The 19,298-nt window shown below is 42.1% G+C and carries 10 protein-coding genes; 2 read left to right on the top strand and 8 right to left on the bottom strand.

Features of this window, described 5'->3' with window-relative positions:
• Positions 1 to 9: 9 nt before the first annotated feature.
• The 3 genes from ACE38W_RS16690 to ACE38W_RS16680 all read right to left on the bottom strand — a co-directional run bounded on the left by ACE38W_RS16690 (position 10) and on the right by ACE38W_RS16680 (position 10,198).
• Positions 10 to 3,132: a SusC/RagA family TonB-linked outer membrane protein gene (locus tag ACE38W_RS16690; protein WP_375832389.1), complete on the bottom strand. Its 3,123-nt coding sequence runs from the start codon at positions 3,130 to 3,132 to the stop codon at positions 10 to 12.
• A 20-nt stretch (positions 3,133 to 3,152) separates the two neighbouring features.
• Complete coding sequence (locus tag ACE38W_RS16685) at positions 3,153 to 6,005, bottom strand: TIM-barrel domain-containing protein (RefSeq protein ID WP_375832388.1); 2,853 nt, start codon at positions 6,003 to 6,005, stop codon at positions 3,153 to 3,155.
• 98 nt (positions 6,006 to 6,103) lie between these two features.
• A complete protein-coding gene (locus ACE38W_RS16680) occupies positions 6,104 to 10,198 on the bottom strand; it encodes a two-component regulator propeller domain-containing protein (RefSeq protein ID WP_375832387.1) in 4,095 nt (1,364 codons plus the stop codon).
• A gap of 485 nt (positions 10,199 to 10,683) precedes the next feature.
• Here ACE38W_RS16680 and ACE38W_RS16675 point away from each other — a divergent pair, with 485 nt between their 5' ends.
• Positions 10,684 to 12,534 (top strand): cellulase family glycosylhydrolase, encoded by a 1,851-nt coding sequence (locus ACE38W_RS16675; RefSeq protein WP_375832386.1) that lies wholly within the window; start codon positions 10,684 to 10,686, stop codon positions 12,532 to 12,534.
• Between the two features lie 150 nt (positions 12,535 to 12,684).
• On the opposite strand, the gene ACE38W_RS16670 is transcribed toward ACE38W_RS16675, so the two are convergent.
• From ACE38W_RS16670 to ACE38W_RS16660, 3 genes are all read right to left on the bottom strand, one after another.
• Positions 12,685 to 13,020, bottom strand: coding sequence for an L-rhamnose mutarotase (locus ACE38W_RS16670; protein WP_375832385.1), 336 nt, complete (start codon positions 13,018 to 13,020; stop codon positions 12,685 to 12,687).
• Positions 13,021 to 13,034: 14 nt separating this feature from the next.
• Entirely contained in the window at positions 13,035 to 14,051 is a 1,017-nt protein-coding gene (locus ACE38W_RS16665) for an aldo/keto reductase (protein WP_375832384.1), read from the bottom strand.
• 67 nt (positions 14,052 to 14,118) lie between these two features.
• Positions 14,119 to 15,771 (bottom strand): alpha-L-fucosidase, encoded by a 1,653-nt coding sequence (locus ACE38W_RS16660; protein ID WP_375832383.1) that lies wholly within the window; start codon positions 15,769 to 15,771, stop codon positions 14,119 to 14,121.
• Positions 15,772 to 16,015: 244 nt separating this feature from the next.
• On the opposite strand from ACE38W_RS16660, the gene ACE38W_RS16655 reads away from it, so the two are divergent.
• On the top strand, positions 16,016 to 16,897 hold the full coding sequence (locus tag ACE38W_RS16655; RefSeq protein ID WP_375832382.1) for a helix-turn-helix domain-containing protein: 882 nt from the start codon (positions 16,016 to 16,018) through the stop codon (positions 16,895 to 16,897).
• Between the two features lie 41 nt (positions 16,898 to 16,938).
• On the opposite strand, the gene ACE38W_RS16650 is transcribed toward ACE38W_RS16655, so the two are convergent.
• Both ACE38W_RS16650 and ACE38W_RS16645 read right to left on the bottom strand, forming a co-directional pair.
• Positions 16,939 to 18,123, bottom strand: a complete 1,185-nt coding sequence (locus tag ACE38W_RS16650) for a DJ-1/PfpI family protein (protein WP_375832381.1) — start codon at positions 18,121 to 18,123, stop codon at positions 16,939 to 16,941.
• The gene (locus tag ACE38W_RS16645) at positions 18,113 to 19,045 is read right to left on the bottom strand and encodes a GlxA family transcriptional regulator (RefSeq protein WP_375832380.1); all 933 of its coding nucleotides are present in this window, start codon (positions 19,043 to 19,045) and stop codon (positions 18,113 to 18,115) included. Before ACE38W_RS16645 ends, ACE38W_RS16650 begins: the two co-directional genes overlap by 11 nt.
• Between the last annotated feature and the right edge of the window lie 253 nt (positions 19,046 to 19,298).

Here is a 19,298-nt window from a genome sequence, read left to right as displayed (position 1 = left end):
CATTTTAAATTAAAAACGGATGTTTGCGCCTACCATAAATGTTCTTGGACGTGGATAATATCCTAAGTCAACACCCGATGAAAACCCTTCATTATAACCAACTTCAGGGTCCATACCTTTATATTTGGTAAGGATGAAAGCATTTTGAACGGAAGCGTATACACGCAAATTTCCCAGGTAATTCTTCTTCAGCAATTTGGCGAAATCATAACCCAGCGTAATATTGCTGATACGAAGGAACTTGCCATCATGTACATACAAGTCTGAGAACTGCGACCAGTTTGCCCCATCTTCCGTAACTCTCGGAATCCTGTTGGAGGTACCTTCTCCATGCCAGCGGCCTAGTATTTCTGAGCTGTAATTGGCAAAGCCGCCCGGACTCCTCCATGACTGTACGATCTGATTACCAGATACACCGGAAGCCTGCACCATGAAGTCAAAACCTTTGTAGTTAAGGCTGATATTAAAACCAAAAGTAAAATCAGGATTAGGGTCACCGATTTTTGTTTTATCGTTGGCATCGATAACGCCATCGCCGTTCAGGTCCACAAAACGAACATCTCCTGGTTTTGCATTCGGCTGAATAAGCGCGCCGGACTTACTTTTATAAGCCTGTACTTCGTCTGCCGTCTGGAAAATACCGGCAGTCTTGAATCCCCAGAAATATCCCACTGGTTCACCATTGGCAGCGCGATAAAACTCGCCGGCATTGGCATACAGCACATTGGAATTACCATGCAGTACATGATCGTTCGTGGGAATATTGCCTATCCTGTTTTTATTGTAGGCACCGTTGACGCCAACAGCATAGTGGAAATCGGTACCAATAGTGTTATTATAGTTCAGGGAAAGTTCAACACCAGCATTCTTCACATCACCACCGTTGATCAATGGAGCGTCAGCACCAGCCGTTGCCAGGATAGGAACGGTGATCAGCCAGTCTTTTGTTTTCTTCACATAATAATCAAATGTCACATTCAAACGCTGCAACACGGTAGCGTCAAAGCCGATATTAGTCTGCTCTGATGTTTCCCATTTGACATTAGGATTTGCGATGCGGTTTGGAAAGGCTCCTTGTGTATTTACGCCTTCAATAGGTCCGAATATATAGGCGGTATTACTGAAGCTGATGGGAGACAAAAACTGGTATGCAGCCACATTCTGATTACCTACCTGGCCCCAGCTGCCACGAATTTTCAGGAAGTCAAGCCAATTAACATTTTGCATAAATTTTTCCCTGGAAGCAACCCAGCCTGCAGACACAGATGGGAAATAACCCCAGCGGCGATCGGGTGCAAACTTTGAAGAGCCATCCGCCCTGAAAGTCAGGTTCAATAAATACTTTTCCTGAAAATCGTATTGAAGGCGTCCGAAGTAAGACATCAACGCACTTGCTGTTGGGCCACCACTCAAACTCATATAAGGAGCACCCTTATTTACATTCTGTGCAACAGAAAGATAGGCATGCTGGAGATCAGCCACACGCAGATCCCAGTTACTACCATTCATGCCTACTGTCTGTGCTTTCAGTGAAGAGCTACCTGCCATCACACTGAAATGATGGTCCTGATGAACATTGAAATCATAGCTAAGTAAGTTATCAAACTGAATGGTACGGCCATTCCCCATTGATTGCGTTACTTTGGCTGTGTCGTTAAAGGAATAAATAGAAAGATGATATACCGGCGTATAGCCATGACTTTGATTAGCATTATAATTTAAACCGAGGCTGGAACGAAACTTCAATCCTTTAATAGGTTCTACCTGCAAATACACATCACCAAATAAGCCCTGGCTGCTGTTACGGTTCCTGGTGGTATAGTCCATCACTGCATATGGATTCGACTCTCCATTGTTCCAGGCCTGGTCTGGCTTACCAGGATACCAGCCTGTTTTGTCGCTGCTGAAATAATTACCAGCAGCATCGTACATAGGAAGAAGGGGGCTGGTGCTGAAAGCACTGCGTAGTGTATTATTATACTGACCATCTACCGCAATACCATGATTGTTCTGATAATTGAAAGTGATATGTTCTCCTATCTTCACGATATTCTGATATAAATTATGTTCAGAGTTAATTCTGAAATTGTAACGATCGAAATAAGAAATATTATCGCCACCTACAATACCCCCCTGGCTGGTATATCCCAGCGATAAGGAATAGATGGAGCCTGATCCTCCGCCTTGTACGCCCAGCACATAGTTTTGGGTAGGTACATTATTTTTGAACATCTGGTCCAGCCAGTTGGTACTGACTGGCATATTGTTTACAATGTCGTCACTGAAGTATGGCGCCTTTCCGGAGTTTACAGCCGCTTCGTTGATAATGGTAGCATATTCTTTTGCATTCAGTAATTTTGTTTTACGTGCAACCTGCTGCTGACCATAGAAGACATCGAGGGTAACCTGTGGTTTTTGATTTATTTTCCCTGTTCTGGTGGTCACCAAAATCACACCATTCGCGGCCTGGGAGCCATAAATAGCGGCAGATGCGGCATCTTTCAGGATGTCAATGGAGCCGATGTCTGCTGGATTCAGGTAAGAAATATCGGTAGTTTGAACACCGTCTACGATGTATAGCGGTGCAAAATTACCGACGGTACCTTTACCACGGATGACAACATTCATTCCTGATCCTGGTTGTCCGGAGTAGGAAGTAATTTGCACACCAGCTGCCTGGCCTTGTAATGCCTGTAAAGCATTGGTGGTATTCTGTTTCTGAATGTCGGCACCTTTTACCTGCACATTGGCTCCGGTGACGAGCTTTTTCTTCTGCACACCGTATCCTATCACGACAACATTTTCCAGTTGGCTTTCTGCTTCCTGCAATTGAATTTTCAGATCACTGGAAGTTACTTTCACTTCTTTCGGCACAAAACCTACCGAAGAGATAACCAGTACATCACCACTGGATGCAGTGATAGTAAATTTTCCGACACCATCGGCGATGGTGGAAGTATGTCCACCCTTCACCGCCACAGAGGCTGCCGACACAGGTAACGAAGTGGTCTGACTGGTGATCGTTCCACTTACCCTGACAGTTTGTGCAAAGGTATTTTTACTAAGGGTACACATTAAAATTATACCCAGTAGTAGCAACATTCGCAAGCGAATAGTTTTAGCTGACTTCATACGTGAGAATTTAAAATTGGCTACTTTTTTATTATTAGTGGTTTTCCTTCATACACCACTTCTTTATCGCATTTTGTATCAAGATCCAGTTGTCTGGCTTTATCAGGAGTGATCATATTAATGCGGAATGTCCTTTTCTTCAACATATTTTTGAACGAACCTTGACGGTTACCAATGGTGATGGTGGCAGTTTTCTCATCATACTTTATTGGAATAATAGTATAGGCGCCATTCTCATAATTATAGTTGGTTCCTTCATCTTCATAGAGATTAAATGATGCATCTGCACCAGTATAAATATTTAAGGTGATGATAGCTGGTTGTTTTTCAGAAGTATATTGTAGCTCGGGGCCAAAAGGAAGGATAGACCCGGCTTTCACGAATAGCGGCATACGTTCATAAGGTGCTGCTGCCACTATTTTTTGACCGGCATTGTACCATTTCCCTGAATAAAGATCATACCAACCTGCACATACTGGCAAGTACATATCACGTTGCGTTTGCTTGTATTCATACACGGGGTTTACAAGAATAGACGGACCAAACATATACTGGTCGGCAATATTCAGTACAGCAGTATCTTTGGAAAAATCCATAGCAAGGCCACGCATGATCGTATAATCATTGTGATAACTCCAGCCGGCTAATGAGTAAATATATGGGAGCATGCGGTAACGCAGCTTATCATAGTAGACAAAGCTTTTGTAGGCAGGATGATCTTCTGGTGCGGTATTGAATACTTCGCGGAAAGGAAACTGTCCATGTGAACGGAACAACGGAACGAATGCGCCAAACTGAGACCAGCGTGTCATTAACGCTCTCCACTCTTCCAGGTTCTCTGCATTAGGTTTCTCAAATTTCTGCGGCACTACAAAGCCCCCAATATCCATTGTCCAGTATGGAAGTCCGGACATAGAGAAGTTAACGCCTGCTGCTATCTGGGCTTTCATGTCCACCCAGGTAGACCCAATATCACCGCTCCAGATGGCCGCAGCATAGCGCTGTGAGCCCGCAAAGCCGGAACGTGTGAGCAGGAAAACCCTTTTACCAGGATCAGTAGCCCGCTGTCCTTCGTAGATACCTTTAGCATTTTGCAGCGGATACGCATTGAGGTATTCGGCAGCGCTGCCTAAGGCAGTCGGCGTCATCTGGAGTTTTCTTTTCTCCGGACTTACATTGGAAAGAATATCCGGCTCACTGGCATCCATCCACCAGGCATCGATGCCTTTAGTATAAATTTTTTGATTGATCAGGTCCCAGAACCCTTTCCTGGCGGAGGAATTGAAAGCGTCATAAAAAGTAGAAATATAACCTTTACCGATCCAATCTCTTTGTTGATCTGCTATATTTCTTTTATACAGCCATTCATTTCTATCAAAATTATTATAAGCAGAAATGCCATCATAAAATTTTGGCCATACAGATATCATGATCTGTGTGTTGTATTTCTTATGCAACAAACTAATCATGCTATCAGGAGAAGGGAAACGCTTTTCATCAAATTCCTGGCTTCCCCATTCTGCTTCTTTCCAATAACTCCAGTCGAGCACAATATTATCGATAGGTATTTGTCTTTTGCGGAATTCAGCTGCCGTAGCGAGGATCTCTTCCTGTGTTTTATATCGCTCCCTGCTTTGCCAAAAGCCCAACGCCCATTTTGGAACAATAGGCGCCTTGCCGGTAAGCGTTCTGTAACCGGAGATCACTTCGTCCATATTATCTCCATACACGAAATAATAATCAATTTGTTTTCCTGCTTCAGAAGAAAAGCCGAAGCTGTTTTTCTGATCTTCCGTTAATGGTTCCTGCCATTTTAACGACAGATAAGATTCTCCTTCCGGTATCCATTCAATCTTCACGGGCACTTTTTCTCCTTTATTAAAATTCCATGGAATTATTGCTGGTGCGGGGTTCCATGCTTTTCTCCATCTGTCCAGTACCAGTTTGCCATTCAACCATACTTTCACAGCCCCTCCATATACGAAATGAAACTGATGAATACCTGTGAGGTCGCTGGCGAGCATCCCTTCCCAGGTGACCATGCCGGAGGCAGGTGTAAATTCTTCCGGGAGGCGGATTTTAGACTCGCCCAGGTATTCCATATTGATACTGCTTTCTGCACGTTCAACACTTACGATCTGCGGATTATGTAAATCATTAGCATAGGTAGCGGTGAGCCAGCCTTTTTCTCCTTTTTTAGAATAGAGCTGCATAGCACCCAGCTGGTGAAGCGGCCTGATATCACCGGCTTTAGTCAGCGAATAATTATCCCACAGGATACCATAATTTTTACTGGAGATTAAAAAAGGAATGGCTACTTCTGTATTATTCTGAAAAAAGCTGACCTGCTGGCCCTGATAATTCAGGACGCCGTCCTGGTGCTGGCCAAGGCCATACCATGCCTCCCCACCATCGGTTTGAAATGATTGTGTCAGCGAGTAATAACGCTGTCCGTCAAAAATTGCTTTCTGGAAACTGCGGCCGGAAGGCTGCTTCTCGGCCAGGATCTTTTTCCCATGCAGATCGGTGAAAGTAACAGCGCCGGTCCTGCGATTGATGGTAGCTATTAACTTTTTTGTTTTAAGTACCAGGCTCTCTTCAGAAGGTAGGATGTCCCAGGTAAGACCAGCTTGTTTCTGGTAAACAGTAACCAGGCTGTTTGCCGGCACTATCTCTTTCCCGGGAGCAGCTGTCACCCTGATAATATTATCCGTTATTACTTCCAGTTTAACAGCATAAGGTACATCAGTAAAAAGTGAATCAGTATATAACAATACACCATCCGGCAATTTAATATAAGCCGGTGGCTTGGCCATCAAATCAAAAGTTGTGACAAATGTCAATACGCTAAACAGCAGCAATCTCAAATTCATATACGTGGATTAAAGCTGTAAAGCTATTGCTATGCTGGCAGTAGCCATGGTCTCAATTGATTCGACATAGGGGGCCAAATGTTACAAATGCCCTGATATCAGGCTTTAGCGCTTCTACTTTTAGGATTCACTGCATACTCTGAAGGCGTTACACTAAATTCTTCCTTGAATAGTTTACTGAATACCTTCGGTGTATTAAACCCTACCTGATAGGCTACTTCAGCAACAGACAATCCGCTTTTCTCTAATAATTGCGCGGCTCTTTTCAATCGAATGCTGCGAATAAAATCCAGTGGCGACTTACCTGTAAGCGCATTGATTTTACGATAAAGTGTAACCCGGCTCATAAACATTTCTTTGCTAAACTCATCTACTGAAAAATCCGGGTTATCGATATGTTTTTCGATAATGTCTAATGCCTGCTTGAGAAATTTCTCGTCTACTGGCGTTATGGTTACCTCCTCCGGGTGTACTTCAATCTGTTTCTGAAATCTCTTTTTCAATAATTGTTGTTGCATCAATAGATTATTTATACGGGAAGACAGAATTTCAAAAGTAAACGGCTTTGTTACGTAGTCATTGGCGCCGGCTTTTAATCCCTCCAATTGCTTTTCTTCGCTGCCCATGGCCGTCAGCAGGATTACGGGGATATGTGCTGTAAGGGTTTCTGATTTAATTTTTCCGGCAAGTGCCACTCCATCCATTAAAGGCATCATAATATCACTTACCACAAGGTCCGGGTTCAGCCGCTTTATTTTTTCCCAACCTTCCATGCCATTCGTTGCTTCTTCCACATGGTATTGGTCTTTCAGATTGTCCTTCAAATAAAAGCGCAGGTCCTCATTATCTTCCACCACCATAATCGTTTTTTTCCTGTCTCCTCTCCTACTCTCTTCCGCAGAGAGCTGGGTTTCTTCGTCAACAGGCGGAACCACCGCAGGTATATGGGGAGTAACATAGATCTTCCTTGCGGGAAGTGATACTTCAAAGCAGGTTCCCTGGCCAGGTTCACTCTGCACGGCAACACTTCCATTATGGAGTTTCACAAACTCTTTAGTGATGGCCAAACCTATGCCTGTTCCCTGGTTCACCATGTGCCCTGGCACCTCTGTCTGGAAAAAACGTTCGAATATTTTTTCGTGCTGAGTGGCAGGAATACCGATACCAGAATCTTTTACATGTATGGCTAGTGTTCCATCCTCCTCATTTTTTGAAGGGGCAGTATATTTCAGTTCTACGCTCACCTTCCCGTTGTCATTGGTATATTTAAATGCATTGGACAGCAGGTTGAATAGAATTTTTTCTATTTTATCCTTGTCAAAATATATTTCCAGAAAATCTATATTACTGGAAAACGACAATTGAATTTTCTTATTGGATGCAATATCTGTAAAGGACAGGCTGGCATCTCTGCAAAAGCTAACAATATCGCCCACAGCGGGATGCAACTTTACTTCCTGCACCTCCATTTTTCTGAAATCAAGCAGCTGATTGACCAGGTTTAATAATCTTTTTGCATTTCGCTGGACCAGATGCAGTTGTTCTTTCTGTGAATGGTCTGTTGTATTGGTAATAATCCTGTTCAACGGTGCGATAATAAGACTCAGCGGAGTACGTAGTTCATGGCTTACATTGGTAAAGAATTTTGTCTTCATTTGTTCCAAAGCATGGGCCCTTTCTACTTCCCGGCGCTGTTGCCTCACCTCAAAACGCATATGTATTCTTTCCAGCGTAATACGACGAATCAGCCAAAACAAACCAATGGCAGTCAACAGATAAATGATATACGCAAAAGGCGTTCGCCAGAAGGGCGGTTCAATATTAATTTTGATTGTTTTAGTTTCACTCCATACTCCGGTTCTGTCGAGTACTTTCACTTTGAAAACATAATGGCCCGGACTAAGATTAGTGTAGGTAGCTCTTCGCTGGCTGCCTTCGGTATATAGCCAGTCGGTATTAAACCCTTCCAGCATATACGCGTATTTATCATTGCTGTTATGCGAAAAGTCCAGCGAGGCAAAATCGATAGAGAAAACATTCTCTTTATATTTCAGATCAATACTTTCTACCTGCGACAATGCCCGGTCCAATAGCACCCGATTATTGATACTTTCACCGGGCGTTATATTTCTATCCAATATTTGAAAACCTGTAAAAGCAATATCATGGCGGCCAACCGGTTGTTTTATAGCTGCGGGCATAATGATATTAAAACCAAATGGCCCACCAAAGATCAATTCACCCGACCTTGTTTTCAGCGCTGCATTTTCATTGAACTCCTTATTTTGCAGGTTATTGGTAGCATCATAATTAACAACCGAAAAACTCATATGACCCTTGTGCAGCATGGGTGTAGCTTTACACAATCCATTAGGTGTAGAGATCCAGAAGTTTTGTTGTGCATCTTCCAGGATATTCAATATTACATTGTCCGGAAGTCCATCCGCGATGGTAAATGTCTGAAATGTGCCAGTACTGCTATCAAACAGGTTGAGGCCTTCCCGCGTTCCAATCCAAACACCGCCTTTACTATCTTCCAGCAAACAAAGGATAATATTATCACTCAGACTATTTTTCTGATTAAGCTGATGGTAAAAGGAATGAACGGTTTTATTCTTATTAAAAACAGTAATGCCTCCGCTGGTACCAACCCACAAATTACCTTTCTGATCTTCCATCAACGCAGAAATGAAATTCTCCCCTCCGCTTTTCCTGTGGTGGACAAATTGTTTGTTTGTTCGGTCGTATTGATCCAATCCACCGCCTAGTGTACCGATCCAGAGTTGCTTGTTACTATCCTCGAATATTTCCCAGATTGTATTGTCTGCTAGGCTGGCAGCGTCATTTTCATTATGCCTGTAATGGGTAAATGTCTTTCCATCGAAACTATTCAATCCACCAAGATAGGTGCCTATCCAAAGTATGTTTTCCTGGTCTAACCAAAGACTTACAATAACGTTACTGCTCAGGCTATTGCTATTGTGTGGATCGTAGAGATATTGTTTGAAAGAATTATTTTTCCTGTCGAAATAAATTAATCCACCGCCGTTGGTGCCTATCCAGATATTTCCATTCTTATCTTCCACAAAGCGGTTCACATCATCATATTGCAGGCTCTGTGCATTTGATTCCTGATGATAATAGTAAGGGAATTGAATGATATCACTATTGTAATAACTGATACCCTGCTTATAGGTACCCAACCACATGATGCCCCTGTTATCTTTATAGATGGTGGTGACACTATTTTGGCTGACTGTTTTTGGATCATTCGGATTATTCAGCAGGTAGTAGGTATGAAAGTCATTTTTCTTATCGATGAGTGTTACCCCACCATGATCCGTTCCTACCCAGATGAGTCCATTGCTATCTTGTGTCACCTGGCTTACCTGCTCTGAGTTTAGCTTTACAGGAATCGAGTTTTTGCCTATGTGGATAGCGGTATTTTTGGTGGGCTGAAAATAAAACAGACCATTATTATAGCACCATAACCAAATATCACCGTCATTGTCTACGAATAGTTGCAACGGTTTTCCAGGAGTGTACTGCTGTTGCAGCGCGGTGGTAGAAAAAATAATTTTACCCTGGCTGATATCATATTTTTCTAATAGGCCCGACCAATGTACTACCCATAGCTTAGCATCCGTAGTTTCCTGTATGCATACGATTCTATCTGAAGACGGGGTATTATACTGCGATGCAAATGCTTTTACGCTTTTGTCGTGGGTGGAATATAGGTAAAGACCTTTATTTTCATAAAGAAACCAATATCTGCCTGCATCTCCTTTAACAACAGCAGCAATAGACTGTATGGGTAAGCCCATGGAAGATAAATAACCCTTGACATCAGGATCGAATTTTTCTGTGTCAGGATTATAAATGCAGGGGCCACTCATGGTAGCCAACCACGTTTTTCTATTTGGCAGTTCAAAGAGGTTCAGCACATTGTTATCCATCAATGATGCGCTATCATTGCGATCTTTACGAAAAATCTTGCACGAATATCCGTCGTAACGGTTAAGACCATACGAAGTGGCAAACCATACATAACCGTCCTGGTCTTTTAATACTGCATTTACCTGATTGTTTGAGAGGCCGTTATTAGTATTAAGCCTGGAAAAATTATAATGCTCACCCTGCGAAAAAGCGAGCAGAGACTGCAGCATTAGTACAATCCCTAAAAGGTGACGCATTGTTGTAGGTTTTAAATGCAAATATTTCTGCACTGGCGTTAATATGCTTTCAGTTGGCAGCAACTTTCTTTTCACACAGACAGAACCGATATTTTTAAAGGGTATTGTAACATTAAGTACCATAATCTGACATATTCCATACCCCTCAATTCAGGATGTATATTTTAACTTTATTACATTATTCCGCGTAGTCAATTTCCTCGTTATGAAAACATTCGTATTGTCAGCTATTTGCCTGGCTATTCTACTGTATATTCCCCATCCCAAAGGTTTACCACCGTAATTTAGCAATTTTAAATGTCAATCTAACAAATAATTATTTCTGGCATAAATATGCTGTACCCGGAATCATCATTCAATGCAGCCTGGTTCATCCCTGTAATACAAATTCCACTGAAAATTATAGCTTCTCTTGTCGGGAGATTAATCAATTACGAATGATGGCACAGTAATAATTCCACAAATTATCTAAAACTACTAATACCATGAAACATCTTCTATACATAGCGGCATCGATAAGATGCAAATTATTGTTTTTTGCAGTAAGTCTGCTTTTATCCCTACCGGCTTGGAGCCAGCTCCCTACCGCACAGCAGGTAGCCGGTCAGATGCAAGTAGGCTGGAACCTTGGAAACACACTGGATGCAATCTGTGGCGAAAATGCCTGGGGAAATCCCACGACCACTCAGGCACTGATTAATTCAGTAAAGACCGCAGGGTTTAATACTGTAAGGATTCCTTGTGCCTGGGATTGTCATACCAGCAACGGTGTAATTGATGCCACATGGATTGCACGGGTGAAAACAGTTGTAGACTATTGCATCAATAATAACATGTATGTGATCATCAATATTCACTGGGATGGCGGATGGTTGGAAAATAACTGCACCACCAGCGCACAAAGTTCCGTTAATGCCAAACAACAGAATTACTGGACACAGATAGCAAATTATTTTAAAAACTATAATGAGCACTTGCTCTTTGCCAGCGCCAATGAACCTGCGGTGAGCGATGCCACTGGTATGTCTGTGCTGTTGTCTTATCACCAGACCTTTATCAACGCAGTTCGTGCAACCGGTGGCAATAACAGCACCCGCAGTCTTATTATCCAGGGGCCATCCACCAGTATAGACAACACCTATAACCTGATGAATACAATGCCCACAGACCCAACACCCAACCGTCTGATGATGGAAGTTCATTATTATGCACCATGGCAGTTTTGTGGCTTGACCGCTGACGCCTCCTGGGGAAGTATGTTTTACTACTGGGGAAATGGCTACCACTCTACCACTCAAACAGACCGCAATAGCACCTGGGGGGAAGAAAGTGAAGTAGAACGCGCATTAGGACTGATGAAAACAAAGTTTGTAGATAATGGCATTCCTGTTATCATTGGAGAATATGGCGCCATTAAAAGAAGTAATCCGGCAGACCTTTCACTCCACCTTGCTTCCAGAGCGTATTTCAACAAGTATGTTACCAGTTCCGCAAAAAGTAAAGGCATGGTACCTGTTTACTGGGACAACGGCGCCAGCGACTTCGGAATCTTCAACCGCAGCACTGCTGCAGTGAGTGACCAAGCCGTTGTGAATGCAATTATGCAGGGAGCAGGCGGCACCACTGCCTCTTATGTAACACTGGCCAATCGCGCTACTGGCCTGCTGATAGATGGAATGGGCAATACTACCAATGGTGTCAACTGCTCACAATGGAGTAATAGTGGTAGCTATAACCAGCAATGGACTTTAGAAACCGCCGGCAGTTATGTAAAATTAAAAAATCGCTCCACCGGTTTATACCTGGATGGAATGGGCAGAAATACTAATGGTTCCATTGCAGGACAGTGGGCCAGCAGCTCCAGCAATAACCAACAATGGACGATGGAAAGCGCCGGCGGTTATGTTAAGTTTAAAAACAGAGCAACAGGTTTATACCTGGACGGACTCGGTTCCACCGGTAATGGCTCAGACTTGGGTCAGTGGAGCAGCGGTTCCAGCTACAACCAGCAATGGACTACTGCTACCATAGCAAATGCCCGGGCGGCAGTGTCGGCGTCTTCACAAACAGTGATCCCGATTTCCACCGGGAAAGAGACATCACAGGCAACAATTTCGCCTAATCCATCTTCCTCTTCCTTTAATCTGCAAATCAATGATAAAGAAAAAGTCCTCCTCATTGAAATCTTTGATATGACAGGACGATTGGTAGAAGCCATAAAGCCAGGTAGCGTAAATAACCGTTTCGAATTTGGAGCCTCTCTCCTGCCAAATGCCTACATTGTTAAGATTACCGGAAGCAAAGGAATAAAATCATTTAAGATAATTAAGCAATAGAGACACCAGCGAAAGCTGACAATAAATCATAACAGGAAATAAAAAATGGCAATATGCACCATTGTGCTATTGCCATTTTTAGTTTAATAATTAATAGTTCAGCTAACATTATCAACTAAAAACCCATTGCCGCATATTTCCCATTAAATTTTAAAGGTGAAAAATTTGTTTCATCATTACCCACTTCTCTCCGTCTTCCGCCCATGGCAACGGTTGCTGAAACTTCCACATTAACTGCTCCCACTCCTGCACTTTAGGATTCACCGCGTCTGCAGCCGCCTTTGCGGAAGCATCATAACGCTCATTGGTGGCCATTACCATCATCAACCTGTTACCTGTCCTGTATATTTCCATTTCTATAATGCCTGCATCCAGAATACTTTTCCTTACTTCCGGCCAGCCATTTTCCGATTGGTGCCAATGCTCATATTCCGCAATCAATTGTGGATCGTCTTTGAGATCTAGCGCCAGATAATATCTTTTCATTGCGTTATAAAAATTTATAAAAATCGGGAAGCATAATCAGCATCAATCAAACCACTATCTTTCATTTCTTTCCAAAACTCTTCTGGTATTACGGCATCAGGCAATGCTATATTCTGCGCTACTCTTTCTACCTGTGTTGTGTTTAAAGCAATACTACCAACACCTGGCGCTTTCGCACCAAATACTACACAGGCTTCTACGGGTTTCACATTATGTTCATGACATAGCCGGTAAAAATGCTCCCGCCAATTATATAAGGCCGGATCCTTTACAGGATCTGTTAATTGATAATTATAGTACGAAGATCCAGTTAGAAAGCCTCCGTTAAATACAGATGAATTTATAATAGCAATTTGCCGTTGTTGTAAGGTCAGCATAAAGTACAGTAATGCTGTCGGATGACTATGTATAGTCATACTGTTTGCAATCATGACCCAGTCCAGCTCCACATCGTCGGCTATTTTGGCGATGATACGCCAATCTTTTGCACCCACTCCTATCGACTTTACCTTACCTTCTCTTTTCAAATCATGGAGGGCACGATAAGCATCTAATATATCCTGGTAACGTAACTGCTGATCAATTTCATTTTCCGCAGCAAGCAGGTATTCATCGGGATCATGCACTGAAACCATTTCTGCATGGTAGTTTCCAAGCAAACTATTTCCCTGTTCATAACATTCCAGGATACCTGGGTAGCTTATTTTCTGTACTGCATCATGTTGCAGGTTGCGCCATACACCTGGTTCAAATGTAGGCTCACTGGTTTTTAATTCGGTACGCAGCCAGCCTAATTTATTGCTGATAAGCACATCTTCAGGGTTGACATTCAGTTTTTCCAAACTGCTGCCCAATACTTCTAAAGCCAGGCCCGCGCCGTATTTGCCGGCAGTATCAAATACTACCTGTCCAGGGGAACATTTAATGCATTCGTCAACGATAGCAAGTTTTATTGCTTCCGGAAGTGCTACATATAAATTACCCAAACCACTCGTACCAAAAATTACTTTCGGCAATACCATATTTTTCATTTCAGGAGAGATCTGTTTTTAAAAAATAAATTGTACAACAGTAACGCATATACGTTTTATTATACAATTAAACGATTGCTCCTTCTATTTTCAATACAAAGGCCTCTTTGCAAGGGCGGTTTTCAGGAAGTTGTACCGTCAGTCCCTCCGTGTTTTGCTGAAATTTCAGGTGGCCATTTCCCAGCAGGCTCACTTGCTTTACTTTTCCTGCCTGGTTACTTGCAGCGAGGGCCTTTACTGTTATGGCATTGTTTTCAGGCCATCCCAACATGGTCGCGTAAAGTGTTTTCCCTTTAGTGGTAAAACGAATATCTTCCGCTACAAATGGTTTTCCTTGTCCTTCATTGAATCCATAAGCATTCAAACCGGCCACAGATGCAGTAGCAGGGCCTTCTCCAAATAAATGCCACGGACGTGTACTGAAGATCGCTTCTCCATTTACCTTCATCCAATCGGCAATTTGTTCTACCACTGCACGCTCCTCACTATCAATACTACCATCGCCCCGCAAAGGAACATTCAGTAAAAGATTACCATTTTTACTCACTATATCCACCAGGGAATGAATAACGGTTTTGGCTGTTTTATAACCTTTTCTTTCGAAGACGCGGCGATCATAATGCCACTCGCCAATACAGGTATCCGTTTGCCATGGCAGTGGTTCTATCTGATTGCTTTGCCCACGCTCAATATCCCAGATCATGCAATTACGTTGTTGCTCGTTGAGGTGTTTACCAAACAGGCCTGCCTGCAATTTGCCATGTTTCTTAATATTGGTATTATAGAGATGTGCGGCAATTTTAAGCCCGGCATCATTTACCGGCCAAAGCGGCAGCGCATCATCATCAAAATAAACAAGTTCTGGTCCGTATTTATCGATAAGATCGAGTGTGCGGTTGACAAAATTATCGCAGTAAGGTTTGTCTGGTACACTGGCGCCATTTCCCCAACCCCACTGTCCGGTACTGGTTAGTGAGTTGTCCTCCAGACTACCTTTACTTAAAGGATGATTTTGTGCATAGAGCGTTTGCGGATCAAATCCATTCCACCATTTACCATTGCCATCTGCCTTCGTCAGTTTACCATCATAAGGAATGCCTGCATATGGCCCGCTTTTATCTGCACGCTGTGCCACCTCGTACCATGTCCAGGCATGAGAAGCATGCACGGTAACACCAAAGCGCAAGCCTTGCTGCTTCGCAGCTTTCGCCCAACCTCCTACAATATCCTTCTTAGGCCCTAATTTGGTGGAATTCCAGGAATGGTATTGGCTGTCGTACAGATCAAAATTATCATGGTGATTCGCCAGGGCCATGAAGTATTTCGCACCAGCATTTTTATATAAGCTGAGCAACTCTTCCGGACGCCAGTTCTCTGCTTTCCACTCATTTATTACATCCTTGAAGCCAAATTTGGAAGGATGCCCATATTTCTGAATATGATATTTATATTGATCACTCCCCTCCTGGTACATGCCGCGGGCATACCAATCCCCGCGTTCTGGCTGGCATTGCGGGCCCCAGTGTGCCCATATTCCAAATTTGGCATCTCTAAACCAATCTGGAACCTGGTATTGCGCTAAAGAATCCCAGGTAGGCTGAAAGGGACCTGGCGCCATACGTGGATTGGGTTGAGTCACTAGACTGTTGGCATAAACTTTAGACAGATATATAGAGGTGAGTCCTGTGGCCAGGCCCTTTATCAGCGTTCTTCTTTTCATGGAATTTATTTTAATAGACTGATTATACAAGCAGTAAAACTGGCAGACAATCAATTAGTCAAACTTACTCCGAATTAATTGTTCTATATTTAATCAAATTGGACTTTCTTTTATACAAATCCGATATTTTAAAAAGACTAACCTTCAATAAATAGTAATATTATCTATAAAACAAATCATTAAGACATATACCAGTAAAGACTATACAACACAATCATCTAAACCTGCAGTTATTATTTCCAGTATGATTAAAAGAGTACTAAAACATACATTTACTTTACTGAATATTGACCATGTAAAGCTTGGCTCCAAATGGAACTACAAGAATGTAATCAGTCCCTATTTCAGGATATATTACATAGATGAAGGGGAAGGAGAAATATGGGATGCGTCCACAAAAGTACGGCTGGAACCCGGCTTTCTATATATTATACCCAGCTTTACATTATGTAACCTGTATTGCCCGCACTACCTTAGTCAGTATTTCGTTCAGTGCTTTGAAGAATCCTCTGATGGTATATCACTATTTGAAAATAACCGCGCTATTTTAAAAGTAAAGGCCACAAAAATTGATATCCTGAATTTTAAGCGATTGCTGGAAATCAATCCAGGCAGAGGTATCGACGGATCAGACAATCCAAAGGTTTATGAAAAAAATGCTGTTTATAAAGCCTATCAAGAACTGAATCACCGTCAAAGTAACGCTGTATTTACGGAGACACATGGCATATTGCTACAGTTGATGTCCCGTTTTTTAACGCAGGAGGTATTTAAGTCCAACGATTCATCTCAGGTGCCGCCAAAAATCCTCAATGCGATTAGTTATATTCAATTAAACTTACCAAATGACCTATCAGTAAGTCTCCTGGCTAAAAGAGCCAACCTGCATGCAGACTATTTCTCCCGCTTGTTCTTTCAACACACCGGAGAACGACCAGTAAAGTATATACATGAAAAGAGAATTGAGCGGGCGCAATACTTAATGATTACCACGCAGATGACGTTTGCGGAAATTGCCACCCATACAGGTTTTGAAAATGTATTTTATTTCTCTAAGATCTTTAAAACAATTACGGGGATGTCGCCGGGAAATTACAAGAAGCAAATGGATATGATTAGCTTTTAAAGGCAGCCATGTGCTATCTGTCATTTTTCACTAATAACATATCAATTATAGTCAAGCAGACGTTTTACTACTTTAGTAAATCGTCTACCATATTGAGAGGTGATTCTATCCAGACATTCATCTATAATATATAATGGTTCCTGTCTGTTATACCTGACAATGATTGAAGGATCTTTTAAATAAGGACTATTTGACAGAAGTTCTGATGAATGCAGCACATGAAGTTCATCTGGTTCAAATTCATCAAATCTAGTAGTGGGCAATAAGGTTAGTCCATATTTAGTCCTGATACTATTACCGGTTAAAGTAATACTTTCCAGGGATTTGGGGAAGGTACGATTATATGTATCCAGAATTGCAGCCAATTCCAGTTCATTATCCCCATCTTGCAGCAAAACTCCTACTTTTCTATTTTTCTCAAATAATACTTTTCTGCCGATAGCCAATTTATCTCCTAAACTTATTGGAATACTGTTGTGAGTAGTGAGACCTGGCGCAGTTGTGTAATTGATTAAGTTACTTACGCCTAGCATCGTTGCCCGTCCAAAAAGCGTGTCAATGATAGCCAATGCTCCGGCAGTAGCATTAGACACACCGGCAGTACTATATAATCCACCGTGGTGGGTTACACGCTTATCATTTACCCACCTAGGTTTGGCAAATTGTTTCCTGATACTTTCATAATCAGATGCATGAGCGGTGAGTGGCATACCATCGTAAATACCTGTTGCAGCAGCTGTTAATGCGCCATCACATACGGATAGCATAACAGTAGAATCATTATAATGATTTTTGATCCAGTTGACAATCACAGGATTTTGATGACGGGAATCCATAGCTGAGAGATTAGGAATAACGATAACATTAGCCTGAATACCCGCTCTATCAAACTCCTCAAAAGAAAAATGTGGTATCAGGAAAAACCCTTTGCGGATAATGACTGGTGCCTTTTTCTCCGCGACTACATATACATTTGCCTGTTCAGTGGCACTAAATAGGTAATACGGCGCCAATAAGTCGAAGATCTCTGTACCTTCAGTATCAGCAATAAGTATTATACTCTTTTTAGTTGAAACATAACCCGGTTGGGAAAGATTAAAAGAAGGATTTCCATTATAGGACTTCCAATGCATAAACTCCCGCACAGGAGCACACGCATAAAAAAACCAGGTCACCATTACTCCAATCAATAGTATTGTAACAAGTGATAATTTTCTATTTTTCATGTTGGCTATATTTTCTAAGAATTCTTTGTAATTGCCGTGCAGACCTAAATCCACATTCAGCGGCAATTTTAGTTATGGTATATGTTGGATTATTACGTAGCGTTACTGCTTTTTCTACTCTTAACTGGGTTAGGTAGTCGTGAATGGTTATGCCAGAAGCCTCTTTGAATATCCTACTCAGATTTCTAACACTGCTATTAATCAGATCAGCCATCTTTTCTATTGTCAGATGCTGGTTGAGATGGGAAATCATGTAATCCTGCAACTCATGAATTTTAGGGTTGAGGTGATTTCTGTAATCCAGATAGATATTACTTTGGCTGTGCCTAGCATCTCTGCGGTAATATATCAACAGTGCGCGTGAAACATTATTGGCTATCAACGGACCTTTCCATTCTTCAATGATAGACAAGGCCATATCTATTCCAGAGCTAATACCGGCACTGGTATAGATATTCATACTTTTAACAAATAAGACATTGGTAACTATCTGTGCTTGCGGAAACATAGATTTGAGTAAATCTGTACTTCTCCAATGGGTGGTGCACTCCTTATGATCCAACAGTCCAGCGCTACCTAAAATAAATGCAGCGTTACATACGGCGCATATATTGACATGCTGATCTGAACAGTTCCTCAGCCATTTAAAGAATGGCTTCTCAACATGAGGCCGTCTTTTAAGGCCTTCAAAATAGAAGCCAGGAATAAAGACATAATCGCCCGCATTCAGTTCCGCTTTCTTATAGTTGCTAATTTTCCCAAAAGGAAGTCCTACAGCACTCACAGGCTGCTTCTCCAAAGCATAAAATCCAACGTCTATATCAATACCTTGGAGGCTAGCTTCGCGAAATACCTGAACTGGCCCTGCCAGGTCAAGCAGCTCTACTAATGGAGGAATTACGAATACAATTTTTCTGGTCATCAGGGCAAAATTACCCCTCAAGCAATAATGTGAAAAGGACAATCACACGTCATATCCGGCCAATATCTACTATGATTTGGAACACTAACAACACAACAATTCCGGTACACAAAAAATAAAACAGGCGGTAAAGCCAAAACAACAGGTGTTTAATTTTGCATCTTTCCTGATTCTTCCATCATAATTTTTCTTAAATAAAAAGCAGGAATAGCCTTTGGCGTCGGCTATTCCTGCTTTTTATTTAAGAACAGAT

Origin of the sequence: Chitinophaga sp. Hz27, from assembly GCF_042263525.1 — a bacterium.
Classification (GTDB): Bacteria; Bacteroidota; Bacteroidia; order Chitinophagales; family Chitinophagaceae; genus Chitinophaga.
The sequence above is the reverse complement of the archived record's forward strand: the minus strand, read 5'-3'. Positions and strand labels throughout refer to the sequence as shown.